The organism is Bradyrhizobium sp. LTSPM299, from assembly GCF_000938235.1.
Taxonomy (GTDB): domain Bacteria; phylum Pseudomonadota; class Alphaproteobacteria; order Rhizobiales; family Xanthobacteraceae; genus Bradyrhizobium.
Genome location: NZ_JYMU01000071.1, coordinates 134,131 through 159,574, shown reverse-complemented (window position 1 = coordinate 159,574; position 25,444 = coordinate 134,131). Strand labels below are relative to the sequence as shown.

Here is a 25,444-nt window from a genome sequence, read left to right as displayed (position 1 = left end):
TGTGCTGCGTCTGTTGTCATTCGCGCTGTTCGTCGCGACCTGGTGGATTGCCTCGTTCCTGGTCGGAGAGACGAAGCTGCCGGCGCCGCCAGCGGTCATGACGGCGATGATGTCAGAGGCCCGATCCGGCGCGCTGTTTCTCAATCTCGGTGTGACGCTCGCCCGTGTCGCACTGGCTTTCACGCTTGCGATGGCCCTCGGCTCGGCCATCGGCTACCTGATGGGCCGTGTCAGGCTGGCCAACCGGCTCGGCGATCCCTGGCTGATCCTGCTGCTCAACCTGCCCGCGCTCGTCGTCATTGTGCTGGCCTATATCTGGGCCGGGCTGACCGAAGTCGCCGCCATCGTGGCCATCGCCATCAACAAGCTGCCGACCGCCGTCGTCACCTTGCGCGAAGGCGCGCGTGCGCTCGATCCCGCGCTGGACGAGATGGCGACGGCATTTGCCTTGCCGCGTGGCCGCGCGTTCCGGCATGTGATCCTGCCGCAGCTCGCGCCTTATATCGCCGCTGCGGCGCGGTCCGGGCTCTCGCTGGTCTGGAAGATCGTGCTGGTCGCCGAGCTATTGGGCCGGCCGAACGGCGTCGGTTTCGAGATCGGCGTCGCCTTTCAGCTGTTCGACATCCCGCTGCTGCTGGCCTATTCGCTGAGCTTCGCAGCCGTCGTGCTCGTCATCGAAATCCTGCTGGTGCAGCCGTTTGAAACCAGGCTATCGCGGTGGCGGCTCCGTGCAGCTTGACGTCGATATCAGGAGCAAGAGCTTCGAGAACGTCGCCGGGAAAAGGCACGACGTGCTTGATGGCGTCAGCTTCACGCTGAACGAAGGCGAAGTCGGCGTGGTGTTCGGTCCCTCCGGCTGCGGCAAGAGCACCCTGCTGAAGATCCTCGCCGGGCTCGACCACGATTATCAGGGCCAGGTGGCGCGCCCGCCCGCCGCGCGACTCGGCATTGTGTTTCAGGAGCCGCGGCTGCTGCCCTGGCGCTCGGTCGAAGAGAATGTGCGGCTCGTCGCCCCGCATATTGAAGACATCAGGCTGTCGACCCTGTTTGATGTGCTGGAACTGAGTGCCCACCGCAGCCATTTTCCCGGCGAGCTGTCGCTTGGCCTCGCACGCCGTGTCGCGCTGGCGCGTGCGTTTGCCGTCGAGCCCGATTTCCTGATCCTCGATGAGCCGCTCGCGTCACTCGACAATGCGCTTGCGGGGCGGCTGCGGGACCAGATCGCAACGCTTGTCGCGAGCCGACAGATGATGACGCTGCTGGTCACGCATGATCTCGACGACGCGATCCGTCTCGGCGACCGCCTGTTCTTCCTGTCGGCGCGGCCGGGACGGATCCTTCACGTCGAGACGATCGCGACGCCGCGCGCGAAGCGAAGCGAGCAGGAGATCGACGAAATCAAGATGCGCCTCTCGCAGTTGGACCTTGCAAATATGTGAGACGTGTTCATCCTTGTGCAAAATACAGGGAGGTTTCCGATGTCGCGTGTGTCGATCATTGTTGCTGTTTCATTGCTCGTCCTGCCGGGCGCGTTGCTCGCGCAGACCAAGAGCAAGGGCATTCGCCTGTGGAATCTGACCAGCGCGACCATCTCGGGCTTCGAGTTGTCACCGGCAGGCAAGACTGAGTGGGGACCCAACCAGACGCTCAACGACAAGGACAAGGAGGTCGACCACGACGAGCGCCTGCGCATCACTGGCGTTGAGCCCGGCCGCTATGACGCGAAGGTTAGCTACAGCGGCTCAAAGCAATGCTTCGTCCGCGATATCGAGATCAAGGCCGACGCCGTGTTCTCGGTCTCCGACAAGGATTTAAAGGACTGCAACAAGTAGCACTTAACCCGCCGGCGTGTCGCCGCCGGCGCGGGCGTGGTCGTTAGGATGCGGATATTCGCAACGCCATTTCACTGCGGTCCATTTCGGATGCTCGCCGATCCATTGCGCGATGTAGGGCTGCGCGGCCATCGCGCATTGCTGCAGCGAACCGTTCCAGTCGTAGACCAGATGCTGCTCCTCGCAGGTCGCGGGCGACAGCACGGCACATACGGTGATGATCAGATCGATCGGATTCATGCGTAATCCTCAAGCCTGCCTCCCTGTCCATAACACGGTGAAATACGTAATCGGGCAATCGAGAGTTTCACAGCCTCGTGAGAGGACGCGGGAACCTAGAAATTGACGCCGAACACCAGACGTGCCTGGTGGCGTTCGAAATTGACGAGATCGAGCGCGGCGTTCGACCCGGCAAGGCGGCCCCAGGCCTGGACGCTCCAGGTCGCGGTCAGGCGTGAGCGGTCGGAAATCTGGAAATACGCCGTCGGACCGACGAACAGCGCCTGCCCCGCGAGATCATCGAGGCCGATCCCGCCATACTTTCGAAAGTAGCGCACTTCGCCGCCGAGCAGAATGTCCGGCCGCACCTTCGCCATCAGCCCGAACGCCGCGCCGATAGTAGAGTCCTGCTCCGCGGCACCCGTCAGGGCCACGCGCGTCCACTCCGGTTGATAGCTCAGGTTGATGGCCGCCACCGCAACATTCGGGATCACCTCACGATCGAACGCCAGCGTGAACTCGGTGCCGTAGCTGCGGACCACGGCGGCCGTCGTCTCATCGACGCGGTCGGCATGCGTTTCCACCGCCAGCGTCATGCCGAACGGCGCGCTCTCGCGACCGAGAAACCGGTAGCGAAGATCGACCGAGACGTTCTGCCACGACAATTGGCGGCGATCTTCAAAACCGGGGACGCCGTTGATGTCATGCGCCATGAACGCGGTTCCGAGCTCGACGCGAAAATTCTGCACGGGGACGAATTCCAGCTCCAGTTGCTGGTTGAACGCACGATAAGTGCCGCCGTCCTTGGCGAAGCTTCCGGTGGTCTGGCTCTGGAATTCGCGCTCACCGACAGTGCCGACGTCGGAGCCGATCATGAAGCCGAAGATGTGCTCGGTATCGATGTCCTCGGCTTGCGCAGCGAGCGGCAGCAGTGCGGCAACAGCGATCGCCGCTGCGCGGTGCGCGCGTGTTCGACAGAGAATTTTGATTCCGGGAAACACCCGACGTGAACTCGCACCGTTGCCTGGAAGTGGACCCTAGGACAAACTGCGGCCGGTCGGCAAATCGAGCGCTTGGCTCAGCCAAGGCTAGCGGCAATCGATGGTTCAGGACGAAGGGTGACGCCTGCCGCGGCTCGATGCAGCACGCTGCATGAGCCGGGCAGATCGCCTCAAGTCACTTGCGCGCTGCGCAGGCGTACATGTTGATTTCCATGCCCACCGGCACTTCGACGATCTTCGGAGTTTTCCAGGTCATTCAGGTGCTCCCAAGCAAATTTGGCGTGAAATTGGCGCCGCGGCGGAAGCTAGGACCGCCTCCGGCACGGTGCAAGCCGCGATGGCGGCGGCCGACTTCTCTGCTGGACATGCCACCTTGTCCGGTAGCCTCATGACGTCAGCCTGGATTCGAACCAGTCAGGAAAGTCAGACATTGTTCTGTCAGGCTTTTTCCGACCGCGGCTGCGCCACGGGCGAGCTAGCAGACCGGCTCATTCCGCGCGAGTCTTGCCCAAGAGTGAAATCGCAACTTTTTTTCTTGTGTGCCGGACGTTCTCTACGCCCGGCTACCAACACCCCGCCGCAACCGGCGCCTGAGCTTATCTGAGCAGGCGCAGCAGCGCCCGGCCGGCGTGCGATTTCAGCTCCTTCGCATCCAGCGTTCCGTCCTTGTCGGGATCGGCAGCGTTGAAGCGTTGCTCGACGATCGCAAGATATTCATCGAGCGTAAGGGTGCCATCGTGATCGGGATCTGCGGCCGCCAGCTCCTTTGCGGTCAGCCGTCCCCTCAATTCGCGGACGTCGAGCGTGCCGTCATGATCAGGATCCAGCTTTGCAAACAGGTCGGCAGCGGCCTTCTTGGCTTCGGCAAGATCGACGGTGCCGTCATTGTCCGGGTCGAGTTGCTTGAGCGCGCTGCCACGGCCGGATGCCGCCAATACGGGACCGGACAGGACTGCCACAGCCAATGTCAAAGCAAACGATCGGCGCGATATCATCATTATTCTCTCCTGGGGGAGGCCCGACAAGGATGCGGAGCGTTGCCTGTAAGTCGTGACCGACCATAACAGTTTCGGCGAGTGTGCGCACGAACCGTAGGATTCCCGTGACGTCGTCAGGTTTCGCGTGGACGCACAAGATACTTGTGATCATCTCCCTCGCTCGCGATTGCATCGCAGCATGAGAGCCCGTGAGGTCAGTGCGGAGCGAATGGCGCCGCAGCTGGCGTTGAGTATTCCACGCCGCGGTAAGCCGTGGATGCATTTGCGAAAATCCGCATGCGCGAAGGCTGCCCATTCTGGCAGCAACACCTTGCTCGCGATTTCGTGTTGACGCGTTTTGGTTTCCGGCCGATGGTTGCACCTGCAACGTCAGGAATAGGCGTGCATAAAAAGGTCCATTGGGAGGAAGTGATGAAACGCATTGCGCTGGCCGCAAGCCTCGTAATTCTTGCATCCTATGGTGCAAGCGCCCAGACCAACGAGCAGTTGGTCAAGGGGGCGACTGATACATCGAATGTTCTCAATTACGGCATGGGTTACAATCTTCAGCGCTTCTCGACGCTGAATCAGGTCAACAAGGACACCGTCAAGAATCTGGTTCCGGTCTGGAACTACAGCCTCAACGACGACCGCAGCGAGGAATCGCAACCGATCGTCTATCAGGGCGTCCTCTACGTCACCACGCATAACGCCACGATCGCGATCGACGCCAAGACCGGCAAGCAGGTCTGGAAGACCAAGGTCGAATATCCCGCCGAGACTCCGCGAATCGTCTGCTGCGGCATCATCAATCGCGGCGCGGCGTTGTATGACGGCAAGCTGTTCCGCACCACGCTCGACGCCAACGTGATCGCGCTCGACGCCAAGACCGGCAAGGAGTTGTGGCGGCAAAAGGCAGCCGACATCAAGGAAGGGTATTCGATGACCGTGGCGCCTCTGGTCGCCGACGGCGTCGTGATCACCGGCATCTCCGGCGCCGAATTCGGCACCCGCGGCTTCATCGACGGCTGGGATCCAGCAACCGGAAAGAAACTCTGGCGTACCTACACGATCCCGACTCCGGACGAGCCGGGTGGCGACACCTGGAAGGGCGACACCTGGAAACTGGGCGGTGGATCGACCTGGATTACCGGCTCCTACGACGCGGAGCTGAACACGGTCTATTGGGGCATCGGCAATCCCGGACCGTTCAATGCGGCTGTGCGTCCCGGCGACAACCTCTACACCTGCTCGGTGCTCGCGCTCGATCCGAAGACCGGCAAGATCAAGTGGCACTACCAGTTCTCACCGAACAATCCGTTCGACTACGACTCGGTCGCCGAAATGGTGCTCGCTGACATAAACGTCGAGGGCAAGCCGACCAAGGTGCTGATGGATGCCAACCGCAACGGCTTCTTCTACGTGCTCGACCGCACCAATGGAAAGCTGATCACGGCCAATCCCTATGTGAAAGTCAATTGGGCCTCGGGCGTCGACCTGAAGACCGGCCGGCCGATCGACACCGATATCGTCAAGGATGCGCGTGACGGCAAGAAGGTTACCGTCTATCCATCGATCCTCGGCGGCAAGAACTGGGAGCCGATGTCGTACAATCCGCAGACCGGGCTGGCCTATGCCAATACGCTCGCCTTCGGCGGCAAGTACAAGTCCGAGCCCGCGACCTACAAACAAGGCGAGTGGTATGTCGGCATGGACCTGACCGATCCCTGGGAATGGGGTGATGGCCCGCGCGGTCACCTCAAGGCGATCGATCCCATGACCGGCAAGGCGAAGTGGGAAGCGGCAAGCGACATTCCGCGCTTCTCCGGCGTGCTGTCGACCGCAGGCGGCGTCGTGTTCACGGGCGCATTGACCGGCGAATTCGAAGCCTTCGACGCCGACAGCGGCAAGAAGCTCTGGCAGTTCCAGACCGGCTCCGGCATCGAAGGACAACCAGTGACCTGGCAGCAGGACGGCGTGCAGTATATCGCCGTCGCCAGCGGCTATGGCGGCGTCTATTCGCTGTTCTCCGGTGACGAGCGGCTCGCCAAGGTCCCCCCCGGCGGCTCGCTGTGGGTCTTCGCGGTCAAGAACTGAGCGCAGGACGCACGTGACTGAAAGAGTAACTCTGTTGACGGCGGCGATCTTCGCCGCCGTCGCGACAGCCTCGGTCGTGCTGATCCCGGCTGCCGCACAGCAACCAAGCGCCAGCGAGCTGCAAGGCCAAGCCGATCAAGGCAGAGTGACCTACGCGAAGAACTGCTCGCACTGCCATGGGCCCAACATGGTCAACTCCGGCACCATCACGCCGGACTTGCGCGCATTTCCCGACGACAAGCCGCGCTTCCTGACCACCGTGAAGAACGGCAAGAACGGCAAGATGCCGCCATGGACCGATATCCTCAGCGAACAGGAGATCGCCGATGTCTGGGCGTTCATAGCGAGCCGGAGGAACCCATGAGAGCTTTCCTTGCCGGGGCGGTGACGGTGCTGCTTCTTGCAATTGCGACGGCGGCGACGGTGCATGCCGCCGACGAGCCGCTGAAGGTATGCCTCGACGAGGATCTGCCGCCGCTGTCCGCGCATCATCGCGGCAAGCCCGATTCCGGTTTCGACGTCGCGCTCGCGCAAGCGATCGCGGAGCGTCTCGGACGGCCGCTCAAGATCCAGTGGTTCGAGAGCAAGCTGGATGAGGATTCGAGCCCTTCGCTCGAGGCCAACGCGCTATTGTCGGACGGCCGCTGCTCGCTGGTCGGTGGCTATGCCCTCACCGAGGACTCCCTCGCCGTGCCCGGCGTCAAGACGGCAAAGCTGCCGGACTTCGACGGCGCCACGCGCGACGATCGCCGCCGGCGTATTCCGGTCGGCGCGCTGATACCGAGTAAGCCTTATATCTATTCGCCGATGACCATCGTCCTTGGCCCGAAGGCCAAGGACCGCAAGATCACCGGCATCGGCGATCTGTCCGGCCTGCGCATCGCGATCGAAAGCGGCACGCTGGGCGATGCCATTCTCATGACCTTCGACAAGGGGAAGCTGGTCGACGACATCACGCACCTTGTCCCGGGCCGCAGCGATCTGCTGGGCGAGCTCGAGCACGGCGAGCTTGATGCGACGCTGCTCGACCTGCGCCGGTTCGATGCCTACCGCGCAAGTCATCCCGACACCAGGATCACGGCGTCGGGTTACGACTATCCGATCGGCGCCAACCGCGGCTATGTCGCCCTCGACAGCGATCGGGTGTTGCTGGAGGCCGTCAACAAGGCGCTCTCCGACCTGCAGGCTACGGGCACGATCGCCCAGTTCGGCCAGGCCGCCGGCCTGACCTACCTCGCTCCGCGCGAGCCCTTCGTCCTCGGTAATGTCTGGCTGAAGATCTTGAACCGATGACGCCGGCGGGTCCGGCCGCTTACTTCAAATAGCTCGCGAGGCTGAGGCTCTGGATCTTGGCGATCGCCGAATAGGACGCCGTGAGCTGGGTCTGATAGGTCGCAAGTTGCGCCGTGACGGCGGCGACGTCGACATTGGTGAGGTCGCCGGACAGGGTTTGGGTGAAGTTCTGGTAATCGGTCTGGCTCGCACTCGCCGTTTCGATTTGGGACGCCGAGGTTGAGAGCTTCGCCTGGACCGTGGATACCGAATCCAGCGCGGTGCTGGCGAGATCGAGCGCCTGCGTGATATTGCTCGACGTCAGCGTCGTGCTGTTGCCGACGAACTTCAATAGCCGCATCACCTGCTCGAAGGCCGGGTTGTCGGCGGTGACGCCATAGGAAACCGTCTGGCTGTCCGAGACACGCACCGATGCGATTTCGCTGTCGCCCTTGTAATAGCTGGTGTCGGCTGTGGTCAGCGAACCGGTGCCGGTCGCAAAGCTGGTCAGGTCGGCCGGCGCCGCGTCAGTGTCGGCGCCGCCGAAGATGTATTCACCGTTGTATTGCGTGTTGAGCGTCGCCCCCATCTGCGACAACGCCTGCTGGGCATAGTTGATCACCGACGCGGTGGCGGTGCTGCTGCCGGTGGTGGCGGCGCTCAGCTGGGTGCGAAGCTGCGTGATGATGTCGGTCATCGAGCCGACCGCCGAATACATCACCTGCACCTTGTTGTCGGCGAGCTGCGCGGCGTCGATATAGGACTGCGAACGCGTCACCGAGACCTGCAGGTTGACGACTTGCCCGGCGCTCGAGCCGTAACCGCCGAAGTCCTGCGACTTCAGCCCGGAGGATTCCTGCTCCTGCTCGTTGGCCATCACCGCCTGCACGCGTAGCGCGTTGGTGATCATCAGGTCCGACTGCGCGAAGGTGGCAACACGCATCACCATGACAGTAACCCCAATCTCAGCCTGAAGCCTGCACTGCGGTGATCAACGACGTGAACATGGCGTTGATCACCTGCAGCAATTCGGAAGCGGCCGAGTATTTGTTTTGCAGCGAACTCAGATTCGCGGTCTCTTCGTCAATATTGACGCCGGACTGCGACGACAGCGAATTTGCGTAGGTCGATTGCGTCGTCTGCTTGGTGGCGTAAGTTGCCGATGCCTGCGTCGCCTTGCTGGCGGCGCTGGCCACTATCGAGGCGGCGTAGTCGGTGAACGAGCCGGTGGTGGCCCCCAACCCGCCGGCCATCGCAAAATTCGTCGATCCCGTCAGCGCGCTCTCCAGCGCGTTGACGATCGTCGCCGAGCCGGACGACAGGACTTGATTTCCGACAGTCAGCGTAGCGGAGCTGTCGAGCGTCGCGGTCGGCAGCGCCGCTGCTCCGCTGAGAAGGCTGCTGCGAACCGCGATGTCGGATGCACCGGTCCCCGTCACCAGATCGTTGAGGCCGAAATAGTCCGACAAGCCTTCGCCGGAACTGCCGACCGAGCTGGTCATCTCGTTGATCGAGACGCCGTTGCCCGAGCCGCTAGCCGTGAGCGTCAGCTGTCCGCTCGAATTAATCGATGCCGCAACCCCCGAGGTACCGCTGTTGATCGCGGAGACGAGAGCACCGACGGTCGTATAGGACGCCAAATTAAAATCCTGATACGACACGAGATTACCGCTCTGGCTGGCAACCGCGATACGCACCGTGCCGGTCGCCGACAGCGCCGCGGTGCTGCTCGTCGTTGCCGTCCCGGTCAGGCTGGTCGGCGGTGGCACCGACGTGCCCTGGTTCGACACGGCGTTAAGGCTCGATTTGAGCTGCTGGGCAAGCTCGTCGAGCTGCGACTGCGCCGCCGGCAGCGTCTGGTCACGCAGCGTGATCAGCGCGCCGACCTTGCCGGAAGATATCTGCGAGGTGATGTCGACGCCATTCACGGTGATGCCGCTGAAGCCGCCCCCGCTGTAGGTCGTCGATGCCGTAACGTTCGACGCCGGCGTATAGCTCAACGGGTGCGCCGTACTGTCGACCAGCGCCTGTCCCGAACCGGTATAGACCTGCAGATCGCCGTTCGATGCCGTGAAATAGCTCACATTCATCATGGTCGAGAGGTCTTGCAGCGCGCTGGTGCGCTCGTCTTCGAGGTCGGCGGTCGACTGACCCGACGCAGCCACCTGCTTGATCTGCGCGTTCAGGTCGTTGATCTGCTGCAGGTCTGAGTTGATGCCCGTAACCGAGGATGCAATATCCTGGTCGGCGTTGCCGCGCAGTGTCTGGATGCCGCTCGAGGTCTGCTGCAACTGTGTCGTCACGGCATCGAGTGCGCTGATTGCATTGGACTGCAGCGATGGGCTGCTCGGCGTGCTCGCCAGCGACGACAGGGCCGACTCGAGTGACGCCAGGGTATTGGCGAGCGAGGTGCCGGTCGAGGAGCTGGCGGCGCTCGTGCTGCTGCCGAAGAGCTGTTCGAGTTGGGTGAGGTAGCTGTTGTTGGTGTCGGCGGAGCCGAGATCGGACGTGGCCCCGACCAGCGCCTTCAGGAGCAGCTTGTCGACGGTGCTGGTAATTCCCGTGACGACGACGCCGGTACCGACGCCGGCGGTCACGCTGCTGGCCTGGTTGGCGGTCTTCTGGGTGTAGCCCTTGGTATCGGCGTTGGAAATGTTTGCCGAGGCCACGCCGATTTGCACCTGCGTGGCCGCGATTCCGCTAAACGCAATACTTGCAGCGCTACTGAGCGACACGGCTAACTCCCCCTCACGCCGGCCCGATCAGGCCCGGACGTTGGTGCCAAAGGACATCGACGGGGTGACGTGGCGACCCGCGGCACCGTAGGGCGACACATTGGCGATCTGCTCGCGGATCGCGTGCATGATCGCCTCGATCCGGCGGTTGCTGGCATCGATCGCCGCGCGCAGCCGCATCACGTTCTCGTCCATGGCCGCCCGAAGCCGCAGGATGCGTTCCATGAGCTGCTCGCGCAGCACCCGATCCTGGACGTTGAGGCTCGCCGCCTTGCCGACCGCCTCGGCCACGGACTGCTCGAACAGCGTGGCAAGACGGTTCTTCTCGTCGACGTGCTTCAATCGCGAGGCCGGCAAGCCCTTGGCGAGCTCGACGTTCTCCTCGTTGACGATCTCGATCAGGCCGTCGATCAGTGCGATCAGCGATCTAGCGCGCTCGTCGTTACCCGCGGGACTGATCTTGGTATTGCGTGCCGGTGTCATGTTGTCGCTCCCGTTCATGCTAGTGTCCGCGACGCAGGGCACGGACGGATCGTGCATTGCGCCCATAGGCGGTGATCGCTGTAGCCCGGACCGTGGCCCGGTTGATTTCCCCGTCGATCCGCGCGCATTCGCGCATCAGCAGGTCTCGCAATGTTCCGATGTCGTCGAGCAGCGCACGGAGTTGCGCCCGGTCGTCGGGCCGTACCGAAGCGGCCTTCGCCTTCAGCCGCTCAAGCTTGACCAGCAAGCGGTCGTTCTTCTTCGCTGATATCATCGCGATACCGCCGAAATCAGCGTATCGAACATCTTGTCGACGGTGGTGATCACCTGCGAGGCAGCCGAATAGGCCTGCTGCGCCGAGATCATGTTGGAGAACTGGCCGCTGGTATCGGTGGTGCTCGATTCCAGTTCGCTGCCGTAGATCGTGCCGGCGCCGTTGGAGCCTGAGGTCTGCAGCGTGGCGTTGCCCGAGGTCGCCGTTGCGGAGTAGATGCCGTCGCTGGCGGCGTTCAAACCATTCGGATCGCTGAAGGTCGCCACCGCAATCTTGTAAATCGCGATCGTCTGACCGTTGGAATAGGTGGCATCGACGACGCCGCCCTTTCCGATCGAGATGCTGCTCAGCTTGCCGAAGGCGAGGCCGTCCGAATTGATCCCCGTAACGTCGACCGAGGGGGTCGATTCGCCAGAGGCGTATTGTGTCAGCCCGTCGGTCTTGTTGGCCGTGCCAAGGTTGAGCGCAATCGTGCTGGCGGTGGCACCGTCGTTCCAGGTTACCGCGACCGTCGGTGAGGCCGGGGTCGTCGAGGCAAGCGAGCCATCACTGTTGAACTTGATCGTGATAGGGCTACTGGTGACCGCGCCGGTCGTCGTGCCCGAGTTGGAAGCGAGCGTCGGGTTGGCGAAGGTCCCGGTCCAGGTATTGGCGGCGGTCTTGGTCCAGGTGACCTCGATCGAATTTGCGGTTCCGAGCGAATCGTAGGCCGTCATTGAACTGGTGAAGGAGGAGCCACTGGCTGGCGAGATTGTCGCATCCGACGGCAGATTCGCCGCGAATGTCGTCTCGGTGGTAGCGCTGGCGCTCGTCGCAACCGCCTGCGTGTTGATCGGCGTGAGGCTCGAGGCCGAAGCGTTGCCGACGATATTGCCCTGCGCGTCGGTGCGCCAGCCCTCGAGGTAATTGCCGTTGTCGACGAGATAGCCGGCATTGTCGGTGGTGAACGCACCGTTGCGGGTATAGCCGGTGGTGCCGCCTGACGTCGCACTGGTGGTGACGAAGAATCCAGAGCCCTGGATCGCGACGTCGGTCGCGTTGGTGGTCGCGGCCAGCAATCCCTGCTGGGTGATGTTGGCGCGGCCGGACACCGTGACGCCGCCGGACGTGTATGATGTCGCGCTGCTCGATGCCGTCACCAGATCGTCGAACATTGCCGACGTGGTCTTGTAGCCCGTGGTATCGGCGTTGGAGATGTTGTCGGAAATCATTGCCAGCGACTGGCTCTGCGAGTTGAGCGCCGAGATCGCCGAGGAAAGTGCACCAGTCAAACTCATGATAAAACTCCGGATACGATCAGGACGTGACGCCGATAATGTTGGAGGCGCTGACGGGAACGCCGTTCACGAGCAGCGAAGGCGACGAGCCAGAGGCGTCGATCCCCGTTACCGTTCCAGTCATCGTCGTGTAGTTGAGCACCGAATTGCCGGCGGAGTCGGTCGCGGTGACCGCGATCGTGTACTGGCCGCCGTTGCTGAGCTGGGTGCCGCTGGTGGTCTTGCCGTCCCAGGTGAAGGTGTTCGAGCCGGCAGTTCCGGTGCCGGTGCCGCTGTACACGACGTTGCCGGATGAATCCGAGACCGTGATCGCAACGTTGGACGCAGCCGATGACAGCGAGTAACCGAACGTCGCCGAGCCGTTGGTCAGCTCCGCGGTATTGGTCTTCGCCTCAACCGTGTGGCCGATATAGTTGACTGAGTTGAGCGTCACGAGGCTCGAGAACGAACTCGCCAGCGACGTCATGCTGGCGTTGGTCGACTGCTGCTCGGTGAAATTGGCGTAGGAGGTGAGCTGATTGATGAAGTCGGTCGTGCTGGTCGCGTTCAGCGGATCCTGGTTCTGCAACTCGCTGACGAGCAGATTGAGGAAATCGCCCGAGGTCATCCCCATCGACGCTGAGGTCGAGGATGTCGAGGATGATGAGCTGCTCGCAGCAGAGGCGGCCGAAGATACGGTCATGACAAAGCTCTCTTCGTCGCGGATTGCGCGACGGAACGCGTTTGGAGGATCGAGGTCGTGATGGTCGTTCGCAGATAAAACGGATGGCGCGCCGATTTCAGGCGCGGATTCATGCGAGCGGAATCACTTGATTAATCGGCAGAATTTGCCGCGTTGGCGGTGTCGCCGGGCAACGCAAGCAGCGTCGCCGCGCTCGACTGACAAGCGCTTCAAAGATCAGCTAAAGGCTGAAACCGGAGACGTTCAGAGCGACAGGCTGATGGTCAGGACGGGCTCGTCCAGCATCAATGCAAGCGGCGCCAGCGCGGGCAACAGGCTGAACGCCAGCAACAGCGCGGGCAGCACCATCCCGGGATGCACGGATTCGTCGGCGGGTTCCGCAACCTTCGCCTCGCCTTCGGGGGCGGCCGGTTCCCTGGGCAGTTTCGCCGCAGCGATGACGATGCGGTCGACAAGACCCGCAGGCGCGCGAACCGGAGGCGCGGTGAGCGCCCGGCGTACCGCGCTCGCCTCTTCGTAGAGCGCCCTCGCCTCGGCCGAGGAAGCGAGAAGTTGCACCGCAACAAGACGCTGATCATCGGGCCAGCGGGACAGGTCATCCCCCAGCCGGTCGATCAGATCCTCGAATGTCGCAACATCCATCGCTCGCGCAGATCCAGCCTCGTCGCCAAGGCTGTCATAATCCATTCGCGGGACGGCGGAAATCAATTTCCGCCGGTGCGACATCACGCCCACCATCGTGTCCCCCCAGACGGTCGTTTTCCCCACCAAAACGACGCGGCCGGGTGCCCCGCCGCTCCAGCAAGCGGGCTTCCCCGACCGATTCGCGCTCGTTTGCTGCTTAACGCCTGGCGGCCGATTCGGCCGCCTTGGCCTTGCCGGCGGTCGCCTCGACATACATCCAGGCGTCGCGGAGTTCCGTCAGGCTGGCGATGATGCGCCGGAAGTTTTCCTTCGCCTGCGGCTGGCCGTAGGAGCGCAGGCACGCCATGATCAAGGCGTTGTAGGTCTTGTAGAGACGGTCGGCCATCGCGCCGCCGCGGGTGAAGTCAAGATTATGACTGAGGCCGCGCAGGATCGCGGTCGCGCGCGTCAGATGGGCATGGCCCTCCTCGAAGCGCTTTCCGTCGTGCGCCTCCTGGGCCTTCTGCAAAAACGTGATCGCGCCATCGCACAGCATCACAACTGCCTTCAGCGGCGGAACCGCCACCGCGGCAGATCGATAGGCATTGTTGGCAAGATAGGCGGCAGAACTATTTGTCATCAGTTACTCGAGTTCGCGTTCAAGAGTGCTTTCAGATAGCCAAGCGTGTTGTTGGCCGTTTCGATAGCTGCCTGATAGTTGGCGTACTGCGTTTGCAGCTGCGTCTGATAGGTCGAGGCATCGCTCTGGATGGTGCTGACCTGGGTCTGCATGTCGTCATCAGAGGACTGCAGATTGGTGATCAGCGTCTGCAGCGATCCGCTGCTCGCAGAGCTGGTCTGGGCGATCTGGTAGATCTGCGACGCCAGACCGGAGGTCGACGTCACGTTGATCGATTGCGAGGTTGAGCCGCTATAGGTGAACGCCATGCCGGCGTAGATCGTGCCCGAATTGCCGATGATGGTGTCGCCGACTACCGAAAATTGCGAACTGTCGCCGCCGACCGAGGCGCCGGTCAGCGTTCCGGTCGAGTCCACCGACAGGTCGAGCGTGAACGATTGCGGCGACGTCCCGGTGTTGACGACGCTCAGTTGGCTCGACGATGTCGTCGTTTGCGCGGAGAGAAGCTGGGTTACGCCAGCGAGATTCGTCGTTAGCACGGTGGCCAGGGTGCCGGTATTGAGTTGCAGCTCGTTGTTCTCGTTGAAGGACAGGCCGAGGTCGGCCATAGTCATCCCGCCCACCGAGCCGCCCAGCACCTGCTGGAGCTGCGTCTGGATATCGCGCATCGTGCTGTCGCCGAACAGCACCGCGCTCGACGAGGCCGTGCCGTCCGAATTCTGCGCGGACTGCGCGACCACCTGATCGCGAAACGCGTTGTAGTTGGTGACGAAGGTCTGCAATGCCGACGTTATCTGGCTGGTGTCGGCGCCAATACTGATGTTCAGCGAGGTACCGCTTGGTGTGGGCTGCAACAGGTCGAAGGTGACTCCGGTAAGAACGTCGGAGATATCGTTGGTGTTGCGGGTCAGCGAGATTTTGTCGAGGGAGAACACCGCGGACTGGGCCGTCTGCAGCACGTCGGTGAACGCGCCGGACGAATCGGTAACGCCAAGCTTGTTGAGAATGTCGTCGCCGGACGTCGATGAATAAGAGATGTTGGCCGCATCCTGCGTCCCGGTCAGCACCATCTCATACGAACCGGATGAAACCTGGACAAGCGACGCCTGGACATTCGTCGTCGAGCTTTGGGCGTTGATGGTGTCGACGACGTCCTGCATCGACATGCCGCTGGTGACCGTGATGGCCGTGCTGGTTCCGCCTGCCAGCCCCAGCGAGAACGTTCCGGAATAGCCCAGCGCCGTCGTGGAGCTCGACTGTGGCGAGCCGATCACCTTCTGCGCGGTCGCAAGCTGGGTGATCTGAAGGGTGTGGTCGCCGGTTGCCGAGCCGCTGGTGACGCTCATCGACAGCGCGGATGAGGCACTGAGATCGCCGGTCGAAGAGATCGTCGCCGCACGCGTGGAGAACGCGTTCGTAGCGAGCGGGTTGACGATCGAGGTGCTGAGCGACGACAGCCCGCTTGCCAACGTCGAAAGCTCGGTCTGCAAGCTCGTATAGGCCGTAACCTTGGCCTGGTTCGCGGTGATCTTGGTGGAGATCGAGGTCGCCTGCGCCAGCTTGGCGTCGACCTCGGACTGGATCAGGGTGGTCCAGTCGATACTGGTCGAGTTGGTCGTGCCGGTCGTCGTCACCGTATCCGACGAGCTCGGAGAAGTGGTCGTGCTCGAGGTGGCGCTGCTTACCGTCATGTCAACACGTCCGCCGCAATAGGGATCGGGCCGGCGTTAGGCCGGCCCGATATCTCTTCAATTAGCCGAGAAGCTTGAGCAGATACTGCGGCATCTGGTTCGCTGCAGTTTCGGCCGACACCGCGGCCTGGGTCTTGACTTCGGCCGACGACAGGGTCGCCTGCTCGGCGGCGATATCGACGTCCTTGATCACCGAGTTAGCCGACTGCAGGTTCTGGGTCTGGGTCGAGATCGAACTTGCGCTGAAGTTGAAGCGGGACTCCTGAGCACCGATCGTGGCACGCGCGGCCGACACGCTGTCGATCGCGGTATCGAGCGCCGACAGGGCGCTGGTGGCGCCGGACAGGGTCGAGACGTCGAGCGAGGTCACGCCGAGGGAGGACGAGGTCAGGCTCGTGAGCGTAATCGTGATGGTGTCGGCCGCGGTCGAACCGACCAGCACCGCGACGCCCGACGAGAACACGCTCGAACCATCCAGCAGGCTCTGGCTGCTATAGCGGGTACCGGAGGCAATGGAATCGACTTCGCCCGTGAGCTGCGAGAATTCCGAGTTGATGTAGGCGCGGCTGGAGTCGGTCACGGTGCCCGAGGCGGACTCGGAGGCCAGCGACTTCATGCGCGCGAGGATGTCCGAGATGTTGGAAGCGCCGCCGTCGGCGGTCTGCAGGATCGAGGTCGCCTGCGAGGCGTTGGTCGCGGCCTGCTGCAGGGTCGTGATGTCGGAGGAGATGCGGGTCGAGATGGCAAGGCCGGCCGCGTCGTCGGAAGCCGAGGTGATGCGCGAACCGCTCGACAGCTTCGAGAGCGCGCTGCTTTCCTGCGCCGAGTTGATGTTGAGGTACATCACCGCAGAGTTGGCGGCGGTGTTGGTGGAAATTACGGGCATGTGGAGAGCTCCTGTGGTGATGGGCATGACATGCCGCATCGTGAAAGAAGAGAGGTGACGACGCGGATCCAGCCCCCGTCCGTTCGATCAAACGGAAAGGCTGCCGGTGGTCAGGCGCGAAATCTTCAGAAGCCGGATTTTATGGTTAGCAATCGGTAAACGCGGTGCGGAGGTCGCGCTCGTGCCGTCGCAGCATCTCGCGCAACTGTTGCCGCCCGCGCTTCAACAGCGACTCCACCGCGGCCACGGTCGTGTCCATGACCTCGGCGATCTCGCCGTTACTCATGCTCTCGTGATAGGAGAGGATCACCGCGACACGCTGCTGCTCGGGCAGCCGCTGCATCGCGACCTCCAGAAGATGACTGATCTCGTTGCGTTCGATGACTGAGCTGGCATCGAGCTGGGTGTCGGCGACCTCGGGCACGGCATCGACATTCTCGGTGCGCGGCTTGCGGCGCAGGTCGATGCAGCGGTTGCTGACCACCCGGTAGAGCCAGGTCGAGAACTTGGCGCGGCCGTGCTGCCAGCGGCCGCGATGCGTCCAAACCTTCAGCATCGTGTCCTGCACGACATCCTCGGCATCGGCGGCATTCCCGACGATGCGCAGCGCGATGGCGTAGGCGCGATCGACGTGACGCTCGACGAGAAGACGAAACGCCACCTCGTCGCCGGCGGCGAGGCGGTCCAGCAGATCCTTGTCTTCATCCTGAATCTCGACGGTGTCGAGCGGGACTGCGTCGACAACGGTCGGAACGTCGCTCCAGGGGGAGGTCGCATCGATCGGCGCGACCGCGGCCTTCGCGACCTCGATCTCGGCCGGTGCCCTCATATCAAGCGCGTAGGTCATTCCCCTACTCTCCAACCCATCGCCGCTGGCACACATCCCATGCGGCTTCTAATCGTTGAACGGAGAGGCCAGGCAATCCAGGCGAACTTTTTTCGTTATTTTTCAAATACTTAGGTGGAAGTTTTTGCCGACCGCCCGGCAAAAGATGCCGCCTCGCCGCCGCGCAGGCAGACGATCGGCATGATCTGGAGCTGTCGTTCAGCATCGTGTTGAATTCCGTGGCAGGAATGGTCGCGCCTGAAAACGCTGTTTCACACGTATAAACACTACGCGAACACGTGCATGCGTCAGGCATGCGGGTGGTTCGTCAGCACGTGGTCGGGATCTTGCTTTCGACGATCGCGACTAGGCAAATTTTTCCGAATCACCAATTTGACGTTATCGAATTTTTTGAATCTGTCAGTCGCGAAGCGTGCGTTTTGGAATCTGGCGTCGACTTTTTTGAATCAGCGCGCCTGATTTGTCGCACGATTGCGTTCTACGCACGGGACTGGCGGGGGTTTTGCGCATGACGATCGTGACAGTCGACGCTCAGCGTCGCGCGCGAAATGTTTCTGCATGTTCGTTCGATGTTTTCGATACATTTCTGTTGCGCGCGTGCACGACGCCAGATGGCGTATTTGAAAGGGTTTTTCAGCTTTCGAATATTTCTGAAAAATTTCCAAATATGTCTGTCAGTTTCGTCCAACATCGAATCCAGGCCGAAGCGCGAGCGCGCAAATTGGCGTCAGAGCAGCGCGGCTCGACGGAAGTCCACATCTCCGACATCTATAAGTACTTTCCCTTCAAGCTGTTCGGTCTGACCCGCGACGAATTGCCGGCTCTCGCCGAAGCCGAATTCGAGGCTGAGCTAGAGCTGTGCCGCGCTAATCCAGAAATGATTCAGCAATATTTAGACATGAAGCGTGGCAGTTTTCGCGTCGGCTTCATCTCAGATACCTACTGGAACACGGAGCAGCTCGCACGCCTCCTGCAGGCCTGCAGTCCAGGACTGACCTGGGACTTCCTCTACGCCTCCTGCGATCACGGCGGCAGCAAGAGCGAAACGCTGTTCAAGACCTACCTCGCAGAGCAAGGCATCGACGCGGCCAGTTCGTTCCACATCGGCGACAACGATAGCGCCGACGTCAAGGGCGCCCGCCGCCACGGCATCCGCCCGCGCTATTATCCGCAGGCGAGCGCGACATTTGCGTCGAAGCTGCAGCGCGAGACGTCGATCTTCGAGTTGTTTTCTCCCGACCAGCCGTCGCGACTCGATCACGGCGCCCGCACGCTGCGGCGCGCGGTGACGGCACAGAGCGCGGAACGTACTCCGGGATTCCATCTCGGCGTTGCGGTCCTCGGCCCGGTGATGGCGGCGTTCGACGCGTTCATCGAAACGCGGCGTGCCGCTCTGGTCCAGCAAGGGGCGCGCGTCTCAGTCGGCTTTCTCGGCCGGGACGGCTTTCTGCCGCATCGGATCTGGCAGGACGCGCACGACGGCACCGGCGCCTATCTCGAGATCAACCGCCGCATCAGCCTGGTCGGGTCCGCGGATACACTCGAACCTCTCTGTGAATTGCTGAGCCGGGTCGTCAAGATTGACGCCGCGACCTTCGCCGATATCGTCAAGGTGCAGCCGCCAGCGGTCATGGCTTTCTTCGCGAGATACCCCGACGGTATCGCGAGCGGCCGCGAACTCACCGACGCCCTGCCCGATTTGATGGACCCGTGCGAAATCACCGATATCGCCGCCGGCGTCCGCACACGGCTGCTTGCCTATCTGCGCGCGAAGATCCCGGATTTCGGCAGCTGTACCGACCTGATCCTTGCCGATCTCGGCTACTCCGCGAGCGTACAAAAGTCGCTGCGGCGCATCTTCGATCGCGAAGACATCAACATCCGCCTGCATGGCGCCTATCTGCTGACGCTCGATGATGCGTTCGACGACATCGCCGATGACGACAGCGCGGAAGGACTGATCTCCGACCGCGTCGTCACGCCTCACATCAAGCGGATGCTGATCCGCAACGTTGCGCTGCTGGAGCAGCTCTGCTGCTCCGCCGAGGGGTCGGCGCGGGACTATCGCGACGGCGAAGTCTTGCGCGAAGGCGACCAGCGCCCGGCCGCGCAACTGGCGCTTGCCGCCGAAATCCAGTCCGGAGCGCTGAGCTACGCATCGCGCGCCCGCGAGCTCGCGCCGCGCTACGGCTTGCAGCCCTACGCCGACCCGGCCATCACCGCGCGCTGGGCGGCCGCCGTGCTGGGCCGCTTCCTGCTGCTGCCCGACGATGACGAGCTCGTGCTTCTGAGCGGCTTCAAGCATGACGTGAATCTCGGCACCCAGGCGCTGGCATCGCTGCTCGACGCCAATTTTGTCAATGATCTCGTGATTGCGCGCGGCATCGCCGCCGCCTGCACGGCGCCGGCGCCACCGATGTGGCTTGCCGGCAGCTTTGCCGCCCTGTCGCCGTCGCACGCTTACCTTTACGTGCTGTTTGGCACCAATCGCCTGCCGCCGAATGTGTTCGGCGAAGCGCAGTGCGGCACGCTGCAGGTCGGCCTGTTCAAGAGCGACGGCCAAGCCTCGCTGGAGGCCGTCACCGTCTATCATACCGGGCTTGGTGATCTTCGCCTGCGCATCCCGCTGTCCCGTCGCATGGCGGTCACCACGATCGCGCTGCCGCTTGCGAAGCTCGCGCGAGAGGGGATGCTTCACGGCGTGATGGTTCAGTCCGGCGAGGACGCCGCGGAAGCCGCGAGGAATCCGGCGCCAAAAGCAATCGCTGACGCGCGGTTGGTCTATGCGGGCCTCGAGCGGAACGGTCGTCACTTCCGTGCCGGCAGCGACGATGGCACGCTTCTGATCCCGGTGGATGCCTTCGAAGACGACGTCGCGATCTACACCGTCGCGCTGACATCGCTCAGCCACGACCGCATCCTTGCGGTCGGAGACCACAACGGCAGCGGCGCGCCCTCGGCAACGCTGAACTGGCGCAATTCGGACATCAATGGCCTTTGATTTCTCCGCCTGATCCGGCCGCCCCGCACGTAAAAGTTAACGAGGGGTGGCGTGGGCATGATATCGGCTGACACGATGCAAGCGGACGTCTTGCAGACAGATCTTGACCAGTTGCTGTTGTCGAACGGCATCAGGCTGAACGTCGTCCAGCGCCGGCGGCTCGACTGGCTGGTGCAACGGCTCGGGACTGCGGTCCTCAGCCAGGGCGGCTCCGTCCCGGTCCGCAATAGCGGCGTGGTCATCGTTGTCGAGCCGCCAAGCGGCCCCGCCGCCGAGACGCTTTATCGGTCGCTGCGTGCCGATTGCGCGGTCGTGATCCCCTTCGGCGAGAATCCGGCCTTCGATTTCTTCAAATCCAAGCTGACCGACTTCGGCACGATCGGCCCGAGCCTCGACGGCCCGCACGAGATGTGGTGGGGCGGGATCAATTGGCGCGCGATCGCTCCCGAGGGTGACACTCGGACCGTCGCTCCCCTTCGCGTCGTGTCCTGCTATCCCCGCGCATTCGGGGACGATCATGCGAACCAGCTTCGCGACAAACTGGCCGAGTTCCAGATCGCCTCCGACATCGCGCCGATCGACACCGTGGTCGACGGATGCATGAGCGCATCCGAGAAGGCCGCCTTCATCCTTCGGATGTGGCAACAACACCGCGAACCGCTGCTCTTCATCAAGGCCGACGCAACGCTCAGCGAGCCGCCGCTGCTGCCTTCGAACCTCGATTGCGATATCGCGTTTCACAAGTGGAACCGGTGGGAGATGTCGGCGCGTACGCTCTACATCGGCCGCTCGGCCGCCGCCGAAGCGCTGCTGCGCAACTGGCACCACATCGCGACCGCATATCCGTCAGTCTGGGAAGGTTACCTGCTCGATCAGGCCTGGAGCCTGACGTCGTCGCAGATGTCGCTCGACACCGTCTGGCTGCCGCGCTCATATCATGCACCAACCGAAGACGCCGGCACGCCGCGCCACACCACGGTGGTTCACAATCTGCCCGCCGACAACGCCGATCTCGGGCCTGACGCCGAATTCGCCGTTGCCATGCGCGGCGTGCGGCGCGCCAGCCGCAGCGGCGGCCGCGACTCCATGATCGTGGTGACGTCGCAGGCGACGGCGACCGATGCGATCACGGTGATCATGCGCGATATCGCCACAAGCGATGCGCGCGAAGTGGCAGCCAGCATCGAGGCGGTGACGGGCGCGTTTGCCGCCGACTGCGGCGGTTTCGGCCGGCTCGAGCTCTCGCTGTGCCCCTGGCAGGACGATATCCGCGCGGCAAAGTCAGCGGCAAAGAGCGCCAACAACCGGATCATCGAAATTGCGCCGTGGCAGACGCTGCCTGCCGATCTGTTCCGCGCGGTGGCGCAAACCCGGGATTCCGGAAGTGTCGTCGTCATGGCAGGCCAGCGCAGCTGATACGGGACGAGAAGGACATCGCATCATGAAGACCATCATCCTTCTCACCGGCGTCGCCGACCAGCAGATGGCGCTGAGCACCCTACTGCGGGCGCATAATCCCGCGCTATCGTTCCGCGGCGCCACGACGGCCGACGAACTCGCAGCGATCGAGCCCGAGGTGCTGCGCGAGGCCAGGCTGCTGTCGTTCACCACCAGCGTGATCGTCCCTGAAGGCACGCTGGCGGCGCTCGGCTACGGCGCCTACAACTTCCATCCCGGCCCGCCGCAATATCCCGGCTGGGCGCCGGCGCATTTCGCGCTCTATGACGGCGCGCGTATGTTCGGTGCGACCGCGCATGCGATGGCCGAACGGGTCGATTCTGGTCCGATCATCGGTGTCGAGTCCTTCATCATCCCCGACAAGATCAGCGTGCGCGGGCTCGAGCAGATCGCCTATGTGCGGCTGGCCCATCTGTTCTGGCGGATGTCGCACGATCTCGCCTGCGATCCCGCGCCGCTCGCCGAACTGCCGATTGCCTGGTGCGGACACAAGAGCACGAAGCAGATGTACCGGGAGATGTGCGATCTCCCGCCCGGCATCAGCGCCACCGAGCTGGCGCGCCGGATCCGCGCCTTCCACGACGACTTCCGTGGCATTCCGCTGACCTTCGCCCTGCACGGCATCCGCTTCCAACTCGCGACGGAAGCCGCGCAGGTGGCCGCGGCGCCGGAGGTGGTCTCGCCGCCGCTTGCGGTCGCGTCTTGAGGAACGGGCTCAACGCCACGTCGCGCAGAACAGCTGTCGTGCTGCGCGACAGCCAGACCTAGCCGGCGCGAGCCGCGATCTCGGAATCATGCGTCGGCGAGCGCTGCTTCGCACGCTCGAGACCGGACTCGATGCCAAGCCGGTCGAGCAAATCCGCGTCGCGGTCGCGCTGCGGATTGCGTGTGGTCAGAAGCACGTCGCCGATGAAGATCGAATTGGCACCGGCCAGGAAGCAGAGTGCCTGCAATTCATCGGTCATGTATTGCCGACCAGCGGAAAGCCGCACCACGCTTTGCGGCATCATGATGCGGGCGACCGCGACGAGGCGCACGACGTCGATCGGATCCGGCCGCTCGGCGGTGGCGTTGACCGGCACGCCCTTGACCTCGTTCCAGAGATTGATCGGCACGCTCTCGGGATGAACAGGCATGTTGGCGAGCAGCACGAGCATGCCGAGCCGGTCGGTGATCTGTTCGCCCATGCCAATGATGCCGCCGCAGCAGACCTTGATGCCGGCTTCGCGCACATGGCCGAGCGTATCGATGCGATCCTGCAGCGTGCGCGTGGTGATGATCTGGTCGTAGTGCTCAGGCGACGTGTCGACATTGTGATTGTAGAAGTCGAGCCCCGCGTCGTGCAGCCGGCTCGCCTGAGCCGGCGTTAGCATGCCGAGCGTAACGCAGGTCTCCATGCCGAGACCCTTGACGGCGCTGACCATCTCGCAGACCTGGTCAAGATCGCGATCCTTCGGATTGCGCCACGCCGCTGCCATGCAGAAGCGCTCCGCGCCGGCATCCTTGGCGCGCTGTGCGGTCGCGACCACATCCACCTTGTCCATCAGCTTTGTCGCCTTCAGGCCGGTATCGTAGTGAGCGCTCTGCGAGCAATAGCCACAATCTTCCGGACAGCCGCCGGTCTTGATGCTGAGCAGGCTCGCGGTCTCGACATGGTTGGGATTGAAATGGGCGCGATGAACCATTTGCGCGCGAAACATCAGGTCGGAAAACGGCAGCCCGTACAGCACTTCGGCCTCGGTGCGGGACCAGTCGCTGCGGACCGAGTCGGAATTGCTGTCGCCGCGCCGTTTTGCGCCTTCACTGTCGATCATCACGCTCATTCTCCAATTTCGGGCATTCACGGTCTTGCCGAACGATCCGGCCGTTCAAGCGGATGTATCTGATCGTGAGATATGCGTCCATTCCATGGCGGAGGATTCCGATGAGCGTTCTGCGTGCCGAACTGAGGTAATATCTGACGGCTTGCCGCGCCCCGGACACCAAGGAGTATTGGCGTCCGGTCTTAGCGTCCGGTCTTGGGTGGCTCAGGGCACGATCGGCGGATGATAGGTGAAGGTGGCCATCAGAATGGCTGCCAGCAGCATCACGATCGGGAAGTGGATAAAGAACTGCACCGACGTGTAGCCGATCAGGTCCTTCGATTTCAACCCGAGGATACCGAGCAGCGGCAGCATCCAGAACGGGTTGATGAAGTTCGGCAAGGTCTCGGCGATGTTGTAGACCATGACCGTCCAACCCAGATGCGCACCGACATCGTTGGCGGCCTTCATGATGTAGGGCGCCTCGATCACCCATTTTCCACCGGCGGAGGGTACGAAGAATCCGAGCAGCGCCGAATAGATCCCGACCAGGAACGAAAAGACGGTCGAATTGCTCGAGGCGCCGACGAACCAATGGGCGATCGTATCTGATAGCGTCGTGCCGTTGCTGTTCGGGACCTTGGTCAGGATCTGGGCAATACCTGCATAAAACGGAAATTGCAGCAGCACGCCGGAGACACTTGGCATCGCCTTGGAGAAGGACTCGACCAGGCTGCGCGGGCGCCAGTGCAGGATGATGCCGAGAATGAGGAAGACGAAATTATACGTGTTGAGGCCCGACAGGGTGATCAGCGGATTGCCGGACTGAAACGTCTGCCACAGCCAGCCGCAGGCCAGCAGTGCGATCAGGATCGTCAGGAGTGGACTGAATTCCAGCCAGTCGCCCGGGCGCGATGGCTTTTTGGGCTCGATGCGATCATCCCCGAGAGCGACGCCGAGATCCTCCGCCGTCTTTGCCTGCTCAGGTGCCGGCGTCGTGAAATAGCAGATGACGGCCGAAACCACAGTCACCATCGCGACGGTGACCATGTTCTGCCAGGTCAATATCGTCTCCGAGAAACCGATGACGCCGGTGATCGGCAGAAGCGACGCTGGAATGCTGCCGGCATTGGCCTGGAGCTGTGCTGCCGAAGAGGTGATGCCGAGCGTGAAGCCACAGCCTAATCCGAGATAACCGGCAGCGCCGGCGGCCCGATAGTCGAGCCGGATGTCCGAGCGTCGCGCGATCTCGCGCACCAGCAGACCCGAAAAGATCAGGCTCAGGCCCCAGTTCAACAGCGACAGGGCGATGCTGAGCATACCGACGAAGACCACCGCGCCGCGCCCGGTCTTCGGCACACTCGCCAACCGCGACAGCAATGCGGCCACCGGCGGCGACAGCGCAACGACATAGCCGCCGATCGCAACCAGCGCCATCTGCATGGTGAACGGAATCAGGTTCCAGAACCCGTCGCCGAACGCACGGCTGACGGCGAGCGGCGAACCGCCATGCAGGATCGCACCAACGGCGACGGCGATGACCGCGATCAGCACGAAGACATAAGCATCCGGAAACCAACGCTCCGCAAAAGCCACCAGGGCTTGCGAAAATCGCGCCATGATGTTGTCTGGCCCCCGTTTTCGCA

General features: G+C 62.7%; 26 protein-coding genes. 9 read left to right on the top strand and 17 right to left on the bottom strand.

All coding sequences use genetic code 11. The features are described from left to right. Position 1: 1 nt before the first annotated feature. From UP10_RS32825 to UP10_RS32815, 3 genes are read left to right on the top strand one after another with little or no spacing between them, the layout of a single operon-like run. The gene (locus UP10_RS32825; protein ID WP_044540399.1) at positions 2-739 is read left to right on the top strand and encodes an ABC transporter permease; all 738 of its coding nucleotides are present in this window, start codon (positions 2-4) and stop codon (positions 737-739) included. Continuing rightward, entirely contained in the window at positions 729-1,439 is a 711-nt protein-coding gene (locus UP10_RS32820) for an ABC transporter ATP-binding protein (RefSeq protein ID WP_044591313.1), read from the top strand. Before UP10_RS32825 ends, UP10_RS32820 begins: the two co-directional genes overlap by 11 nt. Before the next feature lie 39 nt (positions 1,440-1,478). Next, entirely contained in the window at positions 1,479-1,832 is a 354-nt protein-coding gene (locus UP10_RS32815; RefSeq protein WP_044591312.1) for a hypothetical protein, read from the top strand. A 3-nt stretch (positions 1,833-1,835) separates the two neighbouring features. Here the strand turns inward: UP10_RS32815 and UP10_RS32810 are convergent, their stop codons facing one another. The 4 genes from UP10_RS32810 to lanM all read right to left on the bottom strand — a co-directional run bounded on the left by UP10_RS32810 (position 1,836) and on the right by lanM (position 4,047). Then, a complete protein-coding gene (locus UP10_RS32810) occupies positions 1,836-2,072 on the bottom strand; it encodes a hypothetical protein (protein WP_044591311.1) in 237 nt (78 codons plus the stop codon). 95 nt (positions 2,073-2,167) lie between these two features. Beyond that, entirely contained in the window at positions 2,168-3,052 is an 885-nt protein-coding gene (locus UP10_RS32805) for a DUF6662 family protein (protein WP_502692309.1), read from the bottom strand. A 175-nt stretch (positions 3,053-3,227) separates the two neighbouring features. Further along, positions 3,228-3,308: a pyrroloquinoline quinone precursor peptide PqqA gene (pqqA, locus tag UP10_RS32800; protein WP_035721241.1), complete on the bottom strand. Its 81-nt coding sequence runs from the start codon at positions 3,306-3,308 to the stop codon at positions 3,228-3,230. A 340-nt stretch (positions 3,309-3,648) separates the two neighbouring features. Beyond that, positions 3,649-4,047 (bottom strand): lanmodulin LanM, encoded by a 399-nt coding sequence (gene lanM / locus UP10_RS32795; protein ID WP_044591401.1) that lies wholly within the window; start codon positions 4,045-4,047, stop codon positions 3,649-3,651. 414 nt (positions 4,048-4,461) lie between these two features. On the opposite strand from lanM, the gene UP10_RS32790 reads away from it, so the two are divergent. The 3 genes from UP10_RS32790 to UP10_RS32780 are packed head-to-tail and all read left to right on the top strand — an operon-like array spanning position 4,462 to position 7,419. Continuing rightward, the gene (locus UP10_RS32790) at positions 4,462-6,126 is read left to right on the top strand and encodes a methanol/ethanol family PQQ-dependent dehydrogenase (RefSeq protein WP_044591310.1); all 1,665 of its coding nucleotides are present in this window, start codon (positions 4,462-4,464) and stop codon (positions 6,124-6,126) included. A gap of 13 nt (positions 6,127-6,139) precedes the next feature. Then, positions 6,140-6,490, top strand: coding sequence for a c-type cytochrome (locus tag UP10_RS32785; protein WP_044591309.1), 351 nt, complete (start codon positions 6,140-6,142; stop codon positions 6,488-6,490). After that, positions 6,487-7,419, top strand: a complete 933-nt coding sequence (locus UP10_RS32780) for a substrate-binding periplasmic protein (protein WP_044591308.1) — start codon at positions 6,487-6,489, stop codon at positions 7,417-7,419. Before UP10_RS32785 ends, UP10_RS32780 begins: the two co-directional genes overlap by 4 nt. Positions 7,420-7,438: 19 nt before the next feature. Here UP10_RS32780 and UP10_RS32775 read toward each other — a convergent pair whose 3' ends face one another. The 11 genes from UP10_RS32775 to UP10_RS32725 form a co-directional block, all read right to left on the bottom strand. Beyond that, positions 7,439-8,347 carry a flagellin gene (locus tag UP10_RS32775; protein ID WP_044591307.1) on the bottom strand — a complete coding sequence of 303 codons (909 nt, stop codon included), beginning with the start codon at positions 8,345-8,347 and terminating at the stop codon, positions 7,439-7,441. A gap of 16 nt (positions 8,348-8,363) precedes the next feature. Then, positions 8,364-10,133 carry a flagellar hook-associated protein FlgK gene (gene flgK, locus UP10_RS32770; RefSeq protein ID WP_044591306.1) on the bottom strand — a complete coding sequence of 590 codons (1,770 nt, stop codon included), beginning with the start codon at positions 10,131-10,133 and terminating at the stop codon, positions 8,364-8,366. Between the two features lie 27 nt (positions 10,134-10,160). Then, positions 10,161-10,616 (bottom strand): hypothetical protein, encoded by a 456-nt coding sequence (locus UP10_RS32765; protein ID WP_044591400.1) that lies wholly within the window; start codon positions 10,614-10,616, stop codon positions 10,161-10,163. A gap of 19 nt (positions 10,617-10,635) precedes the next feature. Further along, positions 10,636-10,863 carry a hypothetical protein gene (locus UP10_RS32760; RefSeq protein WP_349643997.1) on the bottom strand — a complete coding sequence of 76 codons (228 nt, stop codon included), beginning with the start codon at positions 10,861-10,863 and terminating at the stop codon, positions 10,636-10,638. A gap of 23 nt (positions 10,864-10,886) precedes the next feature. Continuing rightward, positions 10,887-12,167, bottom strand: a complete 1,281-nt coding sequence (flgE, locus tag UP10_RS32755) for a flagellar hook protein FlgE (protein WP_044591304.1) — start codon at positions 12,165-12,167, stop codon at positions 10,887-10,889. A gap of 19 nt (positions 12,168-12,186) precedes the next feature. Continuing rightward, a complete protein-coding gene (locus tag UP10_RS32750; protein WP_044591303.1) occupies positions 12,187-12,849 on the bottom strand; it encodes a flagellar hook assembly protein FlgD in 663 nt (220 codons plus the stop codon). 243 nt (positions 12,850-13,092) lie between these two features. After that, positions 13,093-13,587, bottom strand: a complete 495-nt coding sequence (locus UP10_RS46540; RefSeq protein WP_349643996.1) for a hypothetical protein — start codon at positions 13,585-13,587, stop codon at positions 13,093-13,095. A gap of 103 nt (positions 13,588-13,690) precedes the next feature. After that, the gene (locus tag UP10_RS32740; protein WP_044591302.1) at positions 13,691-14,113 is read right to left on the bottom strand and encodes a flagellar export chaperone FliS; all 423 of its coding nucleotides are present in this window, start codon (positions 14,111-14,113) and stop codon (positions 13,691-13,693) included. Then, entirely contained in the window at positions 14,113-15,804 is a 1,692-nt protein-coding gene (gene fliD, locus UP10_RS32735; protein ID WP_044591301.1) for a flagellar filament capping protein FliD, read from the bottom strand. Before fliD ends, UP10_RS32740 begins: the two co-directional genes overlap by 1 nt. A gap of 61 nt (positions 15,805-15,865) precedes the next feature. Next, positions 15,866-16,690: a flagellin gene (locus UP10_RS32730; RefSeq protein WP_044591300.1), complete on the bottom strand. Its 825-nt coding sequence runs from the start codon at positions 16,688-16,690 to the stop codon at positions 15,866-15,868. A gap of 145 nt (positions 16,691-16,835) precedes the next feature. Continuing rightward, the gene (locus UP10_RS32725) at positions 16,836-17,537 is read right to left on the bottom strand and encodes an RNA polymerase sigma factor (protein ID WP_044540414.1); all 702 of its coding nucleotides are present in this window, start codon (positions 17,535-17,537) and stop codon (positions 16,836-16,838) included. A 508-nt stretch (positions 17,538-18,045) separates the two neighbouring features. On the opposite strand from UP10_RS32725, the gene UP10_RS32720 reads away from it, so the two are divergent. Genes UP10_RS32720 through UP10_RS32710 form a run of 3 tightly spaced genes read left to right on the top strand, consistent with a single transcriptional unit; the run spans position 18,046 to position 22,702 of the window. Beyond that, entirely contained in the window at positions 18,046-20,538 is a 2,493-nt protein-coding gene (locus UP10_RS32720; protein WP_044591299.1) for a hypothetical protein, read from the top strand. A gap of 57 nt (positions 20,539-20,595) precedes the next feature. Next, positions 20,596-21,954 carry a hypothetical protein gene (locus tag UP10_RS32715; protein WP_050043906.1) on the top strand — a complete coding sequence of 453 codons (1,359 nt, stop codon included), beginning with the start codon at positions 20,596-20,598 and terminating at the stop codon, positions 21,952-21,954. A gap of 22 nt (positions 21,955-21,976) precedes the next feature. Beyond that, a complete protein-coding gene (locus UP10_RS32710) occupies positions 21,977-22,702 on the top strand; it encodes a formyltransferase family protein (RefSeq protein ID WP_044591397.1) in 726 nt (241 codons plus the stop codon). A gap of 58 nt (positions 22,703-22,760) precedes the next feature. Here UP10_RS32710 and bioB read toward each other — a convergent pair whose 3' ends face one another. Continuing rightward, positions 22,761-23,810, bottom strand: a complete 1,050-nt coding sequence (bioB, locus tag UP10_RS32705; RefSeq protein WP_044591396.1) for a biotin synthase BioB — start codon at positions 23,808-23,810, stop codon at positions 22,761-22,763. A 213-nt stretch (positions 23,811-24,023) separates the two neighbouring features. After that, complete coding sequence (locus tag UP10_RS32700) at positions 24,024-25,418, bottom strand: short-chain fatty acid transporter (RefSeq protein ID WP_245322023.1); 1,395 nt, start codon at positions 25,416-25,418, stop codon at positions 24,024-24,026. Between the last annotated feature and the right edge of the window lie 26 nt (positions 25,419-25,444).